Below are 13,344 nucleotides of genomic sequence, written 5' to 3'. Positions count from 1 at the left end.
GGGGTAGAGGCGCCACAACAATCCGATGTGGCGCTTTCCTTTAACGATTGCAGTCAAGGGGTGGTTCTTGTGATGCGCAAGTTTTTCGCGAACATGACGATACGCAGCAGCCTGTTGTGGGTGCTGGCGTTCTTCTCATTCATGTTGGTGATCGGGGCCGCGCTGGGCGTGCTGTCCCTGCGCATCAGCAATGGGACCCTGGCCGAGATCAAGCAATCGCAGGAACTGGACGACGCGGTGGGTCGCGTCGTGTCCAGCTACAAGGACACGATGAACGGCCTGGGCCGTGCTGCGTCCGCCAATTACGCGGACATCGTGGGCAGCGTGGGGCAGGCTACCTTGCTGACGCAGGGCTTGTCCTCGGAAGCCACCGGCCTGCTCGAACGCGCCAAGGCGTCGATGAACAAGGGCCAGGCAGAATTCGAATACTACAAGAGCCTGCCGCGGCCGGCCGATGCGGCCGAGGCGCTCAAAGAGATCGAAGCGTCCTACGCCATGCTGGTGCAGCAAGGGCTGACGCCGCTGGTCGCCGCGCTGGAAAAGGCCGACATGCCGGCCTTTCAGAAGCAGGTTCAGACCGTGCAGGACGCGCTGGAAGGGCGCTTTGCGCGTGCCGTCGAGGGCTTTGATTTCTGGCGTGCCAGCAAGATGCTGGACGCGCATGAAGTGGCGCAGGTGCGCTATCAATTCGTGCTGATCGCCGTGGGCGCGGGCGGCGTGATCGCCGCGCTGCTGGTGTTCGCCACCTATGTTTTCCTGCGCCGTCGCGTGCTGCTGCCGCTTAAAGAAGCCGGCCATCACTTCGACCGCATCGCGGGCGGCGACCTGACCGCGCGCGTCGATGTGCGCAATACCAATGAAATCGGCCAACTGTTTGCCGCCCTCAAGCGCATGCAGGAAAGCCTGACGCGCACGGTGGCGACCGTGCGCCGTGGCGTGGACGAGATCAACGTCGGCTCGCATGAAATCGCGGCCGGCAACACGGACCTGTCCAGCCGTACCGAACAACAGGCGGCGTCGCTGGAAGAAACTGCGGCGTCGATGGAAGAGCTGGCCTCTACCGTCAAGCAGAACGCGGACAACGCGCGCCAGGCCAATCAGCTGGCGGCGAGTGCATCGGATGTGGCCGAGCGCGGCGGTTCGGCGGTGTCGGAAGTGGTCAACACCATGCACGACATCTCGGCCAGCTCGCGCAAGATCTCGGAAATCGTGTCCGTCATCGACGGCATTGCATTCCAGACCAACATCCTGGCGCTGAACGCGGCTGTGGAAGCGGCGCGTGCCGGCGAGCAGGGCAAGGGCTTTGCCGTCGTGGCAGGCGAAGTGCGCTCGCTGGCGCAGCGCAGCGCGCAGGCCGCCAAGGAAATCAAGGGCTTGATCGAAGACTCGGTGTCCAAGGTGGGCGCGGGCTCGCAGCAGGTGGAACGTGCCGGCGCGACCATGCAGGAGATCGTGGCGTCGGTCAAACGCGTGACCGACATCATGGGTGAGATCTCGGCAGCGTCGGAAGAGCAGTCCAGCGGTATCGACCAGGTCAATCGCGCCGTCTCGCAGATGGACGAAGTGACGCAGCAGAACGCGGCGCTGGTGGAAGAAGCCGCCGCCGCCGCCGGCTCGTTGCAAGAGCAGGCCCAGCATCTGGCGCAAGCCGTGGCGGTGTTCAAGATCAATGCGGGCGAAGTCATCGAAGTGCCGGCGCATCGCCTGTCTTCGAAGCGCCCGTCGGATGAAGACTCTCGTTTGCAAGCGCCTGACGCGTTTGCGCTTGAGCACTGAGGAATCGCGTGGCAACTGCGGCAAACCCGGCGCCGTCCATCTCGGTGGACCGCCAATTCGATTTTCGTGACGCGGACTTCTCCCGCGTCCGCAAGATGATTCATGCGCGCGCCGGCATTTCGCTGGGCACGCACAAGCGTGAAATGGTCTACAGCCGTCTGGCGCGCCGCCTGCGCGCGCTGGGCCGCCATGACTTCGGCAGCTATCTGGACCAGTTGGAAGACCAGCCCGACTCGCACGAGTGGGAAGAGTTCGTCAACGCGCTGACGACCAACCTGACCGCCTTTTTCCGCGAGTCGCATCACTTTCCCATCCTGGCCGAATTCGCGCAGAAGCGCGGCGGTCCGGTGTCGGTATGGTGTTGTGCGGCCTCCACGGGCGAAGAGCCTTATTCGATTGCGATGACGCTGGTTGAAGCGCTGGGTCCGCGCGCGGCGTCCTCGACGGTGCTGGCCACCGACATCGACACCAATGTGCTGAACCGGGCGCGCGCCGCCGTCTATCCGGCCGAACGCGTGGCCAAGATGGAAGACGAGCGCCTGCGCCGCTTCTTCCTCAAGGGCCGTGGCGCCAACGCGGGTCAGGTGCGTGTGCGCCCCGAGATCGCCGACATGGTGCGGTACGAAACGTTGAACCTGTTGGCGCCCTCGTGGCCGATCAACGAAAAGTTCGACGTGATTTTCTGCCGCAACGTCATGATTTATTTCGACAAGCCGACGCAGGCGAAGATCCTGGAGCGTTTCGCGCCGCTGCTCAAGCCGGGCGGCCTGCTGTTTGCCGGACACTCCGAGAACTTCACCTACATCAGCCGGGATTTTCGTCTGCGCGGGCAGACCGTCTACGAATGTGCGAGTAAGGCCTGAACGGGTCGAGGCAGCAAGCAATGAAAAAAATAAGCGTTTTGTGTGTGGACGACTCCGCGCTGGTGCGCGGCCTGATGACTGAAATCATCAACAGCCAGCCGGACATGGAAGTGGTTGCGACCGCGCCGGACCCGTTGGTCGCGCGCGACCTGATCAAGCGCCACAATCCCGACGTGCTGACGCTGGACGTCGAAATGCCCCGCATGGACGGGCTGGATTTTCTTGAAAAGCTGATGCGCCTGCGGCCGATGCCGGTGGTGATGGTGTCGTCGCTGACCGAGCGCGGTGGTGAAATCACGCTGCGCGCGCTGGAACTGGGCGCGATCGACTTCGTGACCAAGCCCAAGCTGGGCATCCGCGACGGCCTGCTCGAATACACCGAGATCATTGCCGACAAGATCCGCGCGGCCTCGCGCGCCAAGTTGCGCGCACCGACCCCGCACGCGGCGCAGGCCGCGGCTGCGCCGATGTTGCGCCGGCCGCTGTCCAGCTCGGAAAAGCTGGTGATCGTGGGCGCGTCCACGGGCGGCACCGAAGCCATCCGCGAAGTACTGCAACCCTTGCCGCCGGACAGCCCGGCCATCCTGATCACGCAGCACATGCCGGCTGGCTTCACGCGCTCGTTCGCGCAGCGGCTGGATGCCTTGTGCGCGGTGACCGTGCGCGAAGCGGTCCATGGCGACCGCGTGCTGCCGGGCCACGTGTACCTGGCCCCGGGCGGCGACACGCACATGCGCCTGGGCCGCAGCGGCGCCAACTACGTGATCGAACTGGAAGCCAGCGAACCCGTCAACCGCCATCGCCCGTCGGTGGATGTGTTGTTCAATTCCGCCGCCGTGGCCGCGGGCAAGAACGCCATCGGCGTCATCCTGACCGGCATGGGCAAGGATGGCGCGGCCGGCATGCTGGCCATGCACCGCGCGGGCGCGCACACCATCGCGCAGGACGAAGCCAGCTGCGTGGTGTTCGGCATGCCGCGCGAGGCCATCGCCATTGGCGCCGCGGATGAAGTGGTTGCGCTGTCGGCGATTAGCGAACGCATTCTGACTCGCCTGGGCGACCGTGGGCACCGCGTTTGACGCGTCAGCAACCACGATCGATCTCAAGCAAATTTCTTCTGGAGTGAAAGATGGTAGACAAGGGCATAAAGATTCTGGTGGTGGATGACTTCCCCACCATGCGACGGATCATCCGCAACCTGCTCAAGGAGCTGGGTTTCGAGAACGTCGACGAGGCCGAAGACGGCGCGATCGGGCTGGAAAAGCTGCGCAATGGCGGCTTCCAATTCGTCGTGTCCGACTGGAACATGCCCAACCTGGACGGCCTGGAAATGCTCAAGCAGATCCGCGCCGACGCCTCGCTGGCTTCGCTGCCGGTGCTGATGGTGACGGCTGAAGCCAAGAAAGAAAACATCGTTGCGGCGGCCCAGGCCGGCGCCAACGGTTACGTGGTCAAGCCTTTCACCGCGGCGACGCTGGAAGAAAAGCTCACCAAGATCTTCGAGAAAATTGCGGGCTGAGGTGTGCAATGAGCACAACAGAACATGTAGAACCCGCTGGGGAAAATCCTGACCTGATCCATCGGATCGCCTCGCTGACGCGCATGCTGCGCGACAGCATGCGCGAGCTGGGTCTGGATCAGGCCATCAAAGACGCCGCCAACGCCATTCCCGATGCGCGCGACCGCCTGCGCTACGTCGCGCAGATGACCGAGCAGGCCGCCAACCGCGTGCTGAACGCGACCGAGCAGGCCGGCCCCATCCAGGACGGCATGTCGCGCTCGGCCCAGGCGCTCGATAGCCGCTGGCAGCAATGGTACGACCAGCCGCTGGAAATGCCGGAAGCGCGCGAACTCGTCAAGGATACGCGCGCCTTCCTGGCGGACGTGCCCAAGCAGACGCAGCAGACGCAATCGAAGCTGATGGAAATCATCATGGCGCAGGATTTCCAGGACCTCACGGGCCAGGTCATCATGCGCATGATGGACGTGGTCGGCGCGATTGAACGCGAGCTGCTGCAAGTGCTGCTGGACAACGTGCCGCAGGAACGGCGCGACGAGGCCAACAGCTTGCTGAACGGACCGCAGATCAGTCCGCAAGGCAAGACCGACGTGGTCACCAGCCAGGATCAGGTCGATGACCTGCTGGCCAGCCTGGGGTTCTGATCGACCCATCGCGCCGTCCGGCCTGGCCGCCGGCGGCGCGTGCATAGAAGAATAAGCAGGGGGGCCTTGCAGTAAGAGACAAGGCGCGCGCCGCGCGCCAGGCAACGGACGCCCACAGAAGGCGGTCCGGGCCAGCACAAGGAGGTCCATCATGGCCAGATCCGTATTCCGCCTTGGCGGCATGTGGGCACTGTTACGCCGCTTGAACCGGGGCGACGGCACGTTGTCGGAACGCACCCTTTCCTTAAGTCCCGCTGTTTTCCCCCTGCACCGGTTCCTTGCGCGCATGCGAGGCCGCGTCGTCACCGTCCGGCAATCCAGCATTGAAATCGCGCTGAACGCGGCGCGCACGCAATATCAGGCGGGCCGCTGTTCCGCACTGGCGCAGGAACAGGCGCGCGCGGCGGGCGCGCTGGCCGACAGCGGCGCGCAGATCGCCGCCTTGTCTACGTCCACGTCCGAACACGCGCGCCAGATCGCAGACGTGTCGGGCCAGAACCTGGGCGCGGCGCAGCAGGCGCTGGCCGAGCTGTCCGACGTCAAGGCGCGGGTGGATCGCATGACCCGCGAGATGGCCTCGTTCACCGAAGTCGTGGGGCAATTGACCTTGCGGGCGCGTTCGGTTGCCGACATCAGCAAGCTGATCAAGGACATTGCATTGCAGACCCAGTTGCTGGCGCTGAACGCGGGCGTCGAGGCGGCCAGGGCAGGGGACGCGGGCAGGGGCTTTGCCGTGGTCGCCAGCGAAGTGGGCCGGCTGGCCGAACGCGTCAATGCCGCCACCAACGACATCGGCCGGCATACGGTCCAGATGCTGGACCTGGTGGACACGACGCAGCGGCAGACCGGCACCCTGCGCGAAGACGTGGACGCGTCCGGCGCCGTGCTGGACCGCACCTGCGCGGACTTCGAACGCTTCGTGCGCGACTTCGGCAGCATGAATCTACAGGTTGGCGAAGTGGTGCAGGCGATCAACGACGTGGACGCGACCAACCATGGCATGAGCCAGGAAGTGGGCAGGATCGCGGCGTTGAGCGCCGACGTGCTCAAGCGCGTGGGCAGCATGTCGGACGAAATCGACCGTATTCGCCGCCAGACGGAAAGCGTGCAGGAGGTGCTGGCCGACGTGCGCACCGGCCGCACGGCGTTCGATCAGCTGTGCGGGGCGCTGGAGCAGTTCGCGCGGGCGGTCGAGCGGCTGCTGGACGACGCCAGGCGTCAGGGCCTGGACGTATTCGATCGCCAGTACCAGCGCATTGCCGGCAGCGAGCCGCCGCGTTATCACACGCGCTACGACCGCAGCATCGACGAGGCGCTGACCCGCTTGCTCGATGAGGTGCTGGACGCGATGCCGGGCGGCATCTACACGCTGGCCGTCGATGCGCGCGGCTATGCGCCGGCCCACAACGGCCGCTTTTCCCATCCGCCCACCGGCGACCCGCAGCATGATATCGCGCGGTCGCGGCACAAGCGCATCTTCGACGATCCCGTGGGCGCCCGCCTGGCGGCCAACACGGGCGCGATGTTGTTTCAGACCTATTCGCGCGACACCGGCGAGATCATCAACGATATTTCGATGCCGCTTTATTTGGGGTCGGAACATTGGGGCGCGGTGCGTATCGGGCTGGACTACGTGCGCTTTCAGGCCGCGCTGGACGGCGCGGGCCCGGCCGGGTCGGCGCGCAACGGCGAATAGCACCGCTTTCTTCCCGTTTCTTGGCTTATCGCCCAACCCCGGGCAATCCTAGAATCTCGGCGGGCGGCTCGTAATCGGAAAATCCGCGAGCCGCAACAGAACCGCAGAGCATGGCTGAAGAAAGCGACCTCGAAAAGTCAGAAGCAGCCTCTCCCAGGCGCCTGGAAAAGGCGCGCGAGGAGGGGCAGATTGCGCGTTCCCGCGAACTGGGAACGTTCATGATGCTGGCCGCCGGTGTCGGCGTGATCTGGGCCGGCGGCGGTTCGCTGTATCGAGGCTTGAGCGGCGTTCTGCACAATGGCCTGGCGTTCGACCAGCGCATCGTGACGGACCCCGGCGTGATGGTCGAGCAGGCGGTGATCGGCTTTGGCCACGCCTTGCTGGCGTTGCTGCCGGTGTTCGGCGTGCTGGCGGTGGTGGCGGTCCTGTCCAGCGTGTTGCTGGGCGGCATCGTGATTTCCGGCAAGCCGCTGCAAGCCAACTTCTCGAAACTGAGCCTCTTCGCCGGCCTGAAGCGGATGTTCTCGTCGCAGACGGTGGTGGAACTGATCAAGGCGCTGGCCAAGGCGCTGCTGGTGGGCGGCGTGGCGGTCTGGGTCATCTGGCGCTACCACGACGACATGCTGGGCCTGATGCACGTGGCCCCCTCGGCGGCGCTGATCAAGGCGCTGTCGCTGGTGGCGATCTGCTGCGCCCTGATCGTGGCGTCGCTGCTGGTGATCGTGCTGCTGGACGTGCCGTGGCAGATCTGGAGCCACTTGAAGAAGCTGCGCATGTCCAAGGAAGACGTGCGCCAGGAACACAAGGAAAGCGAAGGCGATCCGCACGTGAAGGCGCGTATCCGGCAGCAGCAGCGCCAGGCGGCGCGGCGTCGGATGATGTCGGAAGTGCCCCGCGCGGACGTCGTGGTGACCAACCCGACCCACTACGCGGTGGCGCTCAAGTACGACGAGGACAAGAGCGGGGCCCCGCGCGTGATCGCCAAAGGCACCGGCCTGATTGCGGCCAAGATCCGCGAGCTGGCCGCCGAGAACCGCATTCCCACATTGGAAGCGCCGCCGTTGGCGCGCGCATTGCATCAACACGTCGAGCTGGGTAAAGAAATCCCGGCCGAGCTATATACCGCCGTGGCGGAAGTGCTGGCGTGGGTCTTTCAGCTGCGTTCGTGGCGGTCGGGATGGGGGGTCGAACCGACGGCCCCGACCAAACTGGCCGTGCCGGCAGACCTGGACCCGCAGGCAAAACCCGCAGCACAAGGAGTCTGAGGAATGAGCGCTTTGCTCACCATGTTCAAGAATAGCGGGGCCGGCCATGCGCGGCTTCTGGCAGGGCCCATCCTGATCGTGATGGTGCTGGGCATGATGGTGCTGCCCCTGCCCACGTTCCTGCTGGACCTGCTGTTCACGTTCAACATCGCGCTGTCGGTGATGATCCTGCTGGTGGCCATGTTCACGCGCAAGCCGCTGGACTTCGCCGCCTTTCCGGCCGTGCTGCTGTTCGCGACCTTGCTGCGCCTGTCGCTGAACGTGGCCTCGACCCGCGTCGTGCTGCTGCACGGCCACACGGGTCCGGACGCCGCGGGCAAGGTGATTGAAGCGTTCGGCCACTTCCTGGTGGGTGGCAACTTCGCGGTCGGCATCATCGTGTTCGTGATCCTGACCATCATCAACTTCATCGTCATCACCAAGGGTGCGGGCCGTATCGCCGAAGTGGGCGCGCGCTTCACCCTGGACGCGATGCCCGGCAAGCAGATGGCGATCGACGCCGACCTGAACGCCGGCCTGATCGGCGAAGACGAAGCGCGCAAGCGCCGCGCCGAAGTCTCCCAGGAATCCGACTTCTTCGGTTCGATGGACGGCGCCAGCAAGTTCGTGCGCGGTGACGCCATCGCCGGCCTGCTGATCATGGTGATCAACGTCATCGGCGGCCTGATCGTCGGTATGGCCCAGCACGATATGTCGATGGGCGACGCGGGCCGCGTGTACACGCTGCTGACCATCGGTGACGGCCTGGTCGCGCAGATTCCGGCGCTGGTCATCTCGACGGCGGCCGGCGTGGTCGTCTCGCGCGTGTCCACCGACCAGGACATCGGCCAGCAGATCATCAGCCAGCTGTTCTCGAACCCGGCCGTGCTGTTCCTGACGGCGGGCATCATCGGCATCATGGGCCTGATTCCCAACATGCCGCACGTTGCATTCCTGACGCTGGCCGGCGCGCTGGGCTGGGGCGGCTGGGCGCTGCACAAGCGGCGCAAGGCCGCCGCGCAAGCCGCCGAGGTGGTTCCACCACAGGCGATCACGCAGGCGCAGGCCGCCGCCGCCGAAGCCAGTTGGGACGACGTATCGATGGTCGACCAATTGGGGCTGGAGGTGGGCTATCGCCTGATTCCGCTGGTGGACCACGCGCAGAACGGCGAGCTTTTGCATCGCATCCGCAGCCTGCGCAAGAAGTTCGCGCAGGACGTGGGCTTTTTGCCGCCGGTCGTGCACATCCGCGACAACCTGGAGCTCAAGCCCAACGATTACCGCATCCTGCTGTCGGGGGTGGAAGTGGGCCACGGCGTGGCGATGCCGGGCCAATGGCTGGCGATCGATCCGGGCGGCGTGACCATACAGATCAAGGGCACGCCCACCACCGACCCGGCTTTCGGTTTGCCGGCGCTGTGGATCGACGGCGGCCTGCGCGACCAGGCCCAGGTGGCTGGCTACACGGTGGTGGACGCGGGCACGGTGGTGGCCACGCACCTGAACCACCTGATGCACCGCCACGGTTCCAACCTGCTGGGCCGCCAGGAAGTGCAGCAACTGCTGGACCGCATTGGCCGCGATGCGCCCAAGCTGGTCGAGGACCTGGTGCCCAAGACGCTGTCTCTGACCGCCTTGCAGAAGGTGTTGCAGGGCCTGTTGTCCGAAGAAGTGCCGATCCGCGACATGCGCACCATCATCGACACGCTGTCCGAACACGGCCCGCGCCTGGCGGCGCAAGCGGCCGCCACGGGCGGGCAGCCGGACATCAACGAATTGATCATGCTGACGCGCCGTTCGCTGGGCCGCGCGATCACGCAGCAGTGGTTCCCCGGCGAAGGCGAGTTGCGGGTGATTGGCCTGGACGTGAAGCTGGAGCGCGTGCTGTCGCAGGCGATGACCACCAGCGGCGGGCTGGAGCCCGGCCTGGCCGATACCTTGCTGCGCGAAACGCAGGCCGCCGTCGAACGCCAGGAAGCGCAGGGCAATGCGCCGGTGCTGCTGGTTTCGCCGGTCTTGCGCGCGCCGTTGTCGCGCTTCCTGCGGCACCATCTGCCGCAGCTCGGCGTGTTGTCGAATACGGAAATACCGGATGAGCGCATGGTCCGCGTGACCGCGCTGATCGGCGGGAGTAATGGGTAATGAAGATAAGCCGCTTTGTGGGCGCCAACAGCCGTGACGTGATGCGCCAGGTGCGCCTGGCGCTGGGTCCGGATGCGTTGATCGTGTCGAATCGCAGCGTGGATGGTGGCGTGGAAGTGCTGGCGACGCTGGATGGCGCGTTCGAGGACGACGCTTCCGACACGCCGCAGCGGCAAGCGCCGGTGCATGCGCCGGCGTCGGGTGCTGCGCCAGTTCCGGCGAACGCAGGCGCGCCCGTATCCGCACCCGCGCCCGGATTTGGGGCAGGCGCGTCGCCCGGGTTCGCGCCGGCGTCGACGCCTGGGTTCACGCCCGGGATTGCGCCGGGGTTTGCGTCCGGATTCACACCGGGCGTTGCGCCTGGAATCGCAGCGGGAACCGTACCCGCACGCGCGCCGGCCGCACCGATGCCCGGCTTCGCGCCGGCCTATCCCTCGGCATCGGTGCCCGCCTCCGATCCGCGCGCCGCTACGGCCGTCAGGCCCGCCGCGCCGCAGACGGGCTATACGACGCCTTCGCGTTCGATCGCTGCGTACCAATCCGCATTTGCGTCGTCGGCCCAGCCGGAAGACGATGCACCAGTGGCTCCGGCCGGCGCGGGCGCGATGCCCCCGTCTGGATATTCCACGTCGTCTCAACCGGCCCATTCGCAGCCGGCCCACTCGCAGCCGGCCCACTCGCAGCCGGCCCATTCGCAGCCAGCCCATTCGCAGCCAGCCCATTCGCAGCCAGCCATCGCCCGGCCGCCGATAGAGCAGGGCGCGGCCCAGCCTCTTTCCCAGCAGCCGGCCACGCCGCTGACGGGCGCGGCCACCCGTGTACAGCTGCCGCCTTTGCCGCCAAGCCGCCCCGCAATGCCGGCCGCGCCCACGCCGGCCGCGTATGCGCCGGCAGCAACGGCGATTCCCGCTGCGCCGGCCGCATCGTCAGTTGCCGCTATGCCGACGGCGTATGCATCGGCCGCTTCGTCGACTCCCGCCGCGCCGGTTTCGCATGCGCCGGCGGCTTCTACCGCTGCCGCTACGCCGGCTGCCTACGCATCCACGGCCGGATCGGCTTCGCATGCATCGTCCGCTGCCGCTACGCCGGCTGCCTACGCATCCACGGCCGAATCGGCTTCGCATGCATCGTCCGCTGCCGCTACGCCGGCTGCATACGCATCCACGGCCGGATCGGCTTCGCACGCATCGTCCGCTGCCGCTGCGCCGGCTGCGTATGCATCCAGCGCCGCATCGGCTCCGGCCGCACCCGCCGCGTATGCTTCCGCCGCGCCCGCGCCTTCGATGGCTCGTATGCCCGACGCGCCCTTGCGTCAGGCGCCGCCCTCGCTGCCGCCCGACACCACGGCCGGCTTGCAGGACGCCATCAGCGCGTTGCGCGGCGCGCTGGAAACCCGCATGGACGGGCTGCTCTGGGGCGGTCGTCCCGGTACGACCCGCGAGGCTGCCGCCGCCGCGCTGTTCCGCAGCCTGCTGGACGCCGGTTTCAGCACGAAGCTGGTGCGCGCGCTGGTCGACCGCCTGCCGCCAGGGCTGTCCGCCGACGCCGCGCAGGCGTGGGCCCGTAACGAACTGGTCACGCACCTGCCGGTGGTGGCCTCGGAAGACGAATTCCTGGCGGGCGGCGTGTATGCGCTGGTCGGCCCGACCGGCGTAGGCAAGACGACCACGCTGGCCAAGCTGGCCGCCCGTTGCGTGGCGCGCGAAGGGCGCGATCAGGTGGCGATGCTGACCACCGACCTGTTCCGGATCGGCGCGCTTGAACAATTGCAGATCTATGGCCGCCTGATGGGCGTGCCCGCGCATTCCGTGCGCGACGCCGCTGAACTGCGCCGCATTCTTGCCGAGCTGGGTAACCGCAAGATCGTGCTGATCGACACCACCGGCATCAGCCAGCGTGACCGACTGGTGGCCGAGCAGGCCGCGATGCTGTGCAACGCGGGCAAGCCGGTGCGCCGCCTGCTGGTGCTGAACGCGGCCAGCCAGGGCGACACGCTGGACGAGGTGGCTCATGCCTATCGCAATGGCGTGGGCGAGGACGTGGCCGGCTGCATCATCACCAAGCTGGACGAAGCCACTCGCCTGGGCGCGGCGCTGGACACGGCCATCCGCCATCGCCTGCCGATCCATTACATGTCGGTCGGGCAGAAGGTGCCTGAGCACATGGAACTGGCGCGCGCCGACACCTTGATCGACCGCGCCTTCGGCATGGTCGAACGCGCCCGCGCCTTGTACACGCCCAGCGAAGCGGATCTGGCCTCGCTCGTCCCCTCGGCACGCGAGGCCGATGCCGTCGATCCGGCGCGTCGCCGCCAGTTGCTGGCCTCCGCGATCCTGCGCCCGCAAGGCGGTCCCGCCTCGATCGCGGCCGCGCAGAATCTGGACGACACGATCGCCATGCTGGACAGCGATCCGGCCTGCGCGCAGGCGCGCGCGTCCTGGCGCGACTACGTCGGCGACGGTGCGGGCGCCAGCCTGGCCGCGCTGGGCGACGAGCCGCTGGGCATGGTGCGCCGCGAATTCTCGGCCACCTGCAATCGCCATCTGCTGGCCATGCACGGCAAGACCAGCATGAAGGGCGACGGCTTGCCGGGCGGCGTGCTGATGGGCGCGCTGCTGATGAGCGATCGCGGCGTGGCCATGGCCGCGCCCGCGCAGCAATTGGCGCTGGCCCACGGCATGCTGACCTCGTTCGCGCCGGGCGCCACCGGCCTGGCCGATGCCGGCCAGGCGCTGGAGGCGCGTGTGCGCTGGCTGGGCGAGCAGTTGCCGCGCCTGCCGCTGGTGCATCTGCTGGAATCGGGCACCTCGGCGTCCTGGCAATCGTTGAACGGGCAGGGCGCTTCGTGGGTGGCGCGCTGCGCCGGCGGCATGCGCGTCGTGCAGGACGAATGCCCGACCAATCTGAATGCAGTCGGCAAAAGCGTGGGCTATCTGCCTGTGGGCCAGCCCGGCGACATGCCCGGCCTGACCATCGAACAGGCCGGCAAGTCGGTGCCGTTGGCGCTATGGGCATCGGGCACGGAAATCACCTTGCCCGGCCGGGGCGAAACCACGTCCATGCGGCTGGTCTGCGCGCGCTTGATTGATACGGTCAGCGGCGAAATCGCCGCGCAGTTGTTCGGCCTGACCAACCTGCCTGCCTCCCAGGCCGACGCCGCCACCGTGGCGCGCTGGCTGGTGTTGCAGGACGAAGCCCGCGCCGGCTTCCGTTACATGGCCAATGCCTGGCAGGCGCTGCCTTCCGTCGACGGCGCTCACACGCTGGCGCGTCAGGCGCTGATGGCAGGGCAGTTGGGCGCGGCCTGCTGGCAGATGGCGCACTCGCCGTCGGCCGCTGTCGTGCGCGGTCCGCTGTCGGGCATCATGGGATCGGAACGCAAGCTATCGGGCCGCATGCTGCCCGTGGCGATCCTGAAAATGTTCGCGATGCTGGAAATGGCTGCTTGATTGCAAGCCGG

9 protein-coding genes are annotated in these 13,344 nt (G+C 66.8%); all 9 read left to right on the top strand.

What is annotated here, in order from left to right; genetic code table 11:
• Window positions 1–72: 72 nt before the first annotated feature.
• A complete protein-coding gene (locus tag API01S_RS21105) occupies window positions 73–1,776 on the top strand; it encodes a methyl-accepting chemotaxis protein (RefSeq protein ID WP_006219030.1) in 1,704 nt (567 codons plus the stop codon).
• 8 nt (window positions 1,777–1,784) lie between these two features.
• Window positions 1,785–2,639: a CheR family methyltransferase gene (locus API01S_RS21100; protein WP_050729042.1), complete on the top strand. Its 855-nt coding sequence runs from the start codon at window positions 1,785–1,787 to the stop codon at window positions 2,637–2,639.
• A 20-nt stretch (window positions 2,640–2,659) separates the two neighbouring features.
• Entirely contained in the window at window positions 2,660–3,718 is a 1,059-nt protein-coding gene (locus API01S_RS21095; RefSeq protein WP_050729041.1) for a protein-glutamate methylesterase/protein-glutamine glutaminase, read from the top strand.
• A gap of 50 nt (window positions 3,719–3,768) precedes the next feature.
• Entirely contained in the window at window positions 3,769–4,158 is a 390-nt protein-coding gene (gene cheY / locus API01S_RS21090) for a chemotaxis response regulator CheY (RefSeq protein WP_006219033.1), read from the top strand.
• Between the two features lie 8 nt (window positions 4,159–4,166).
• Window positions 4,167–4,802, top strand: a complete 636-nt coding sequence (gene cheZ, locus API01S_RS21085) for a protein phosphatase CheZ (protein ID WP_006219034.1) — start codon at window positions 4,167–4,169, stop codon at window positions 4,800–4,802.
• A 151-nt stretch (window positions 4,803–4,953) separates the two neighbouring features.
• Window positions 4,954–6,498: a methyl-accepting chemotaxis protein gene (locus API01S_RS21080; protein WP_409360614.1), complete on the top strand. Its 1,545-nt coding sequence runs from the start codon at window positions 4,954–4,956 to the stop codon at window positions 6,496–6,498.
• A 110-nt stretch (window positions 6,499–6,608) separates the two neighbouring features.
• Complete coding sequence (gene flhB, locus API01S_RS21075) at window positions 6,609–7,763, top strand: flagellar biosynthesis protein FlhB (RefSeq protein WP_050729040.1); 1,155 nt, start codon at window positions 6,609–6,611, stop codon at window positions 7,761–7,763.
• Between the two features lie 3 nt (window positions 7,764–7,766).
• Complete coding sequence (gene flhA, locus API01S_RS21070) at window positions 7,767–9,884, top strand: flagellar biosynthesis protein FlhA (RefSeq protein ID WP_006219037.1); 2,118 nt, start codon at window positions 7,767–7,769, stop codon at window positions 9,882–9,884.
• Entirely contained in the window at window positions 9,884–13,333 is a 3,450-nt protein-coding gene (flhF, locus tag API01S_RS21065) for a flagellar biosynthesis protein FlhF (RefSeq protein ID WP_061306063.1), read from the top strand. Before flhA ends, flhF begins: the two co-directional genes overlap by 1 nt.
• Window positions 13,334–13,344: the final 11 nt, after the last annotated feature.

Source organism: Achromobacter piechaudii NBRC 102461 (assembly GCF_001571245.1).
GTDB lineage: Bacteria > Pseudomonadota > Gammaproteobacteria > Burkholderiales > Burkholderiaceae_B > Achromobacter > Achromobacter piechaudii.
The sequence above is the reverse complement of the archived record's forward strand: the minus strand, read 5'-3'. Positions and strand labels throughout refer to the sequence as shown.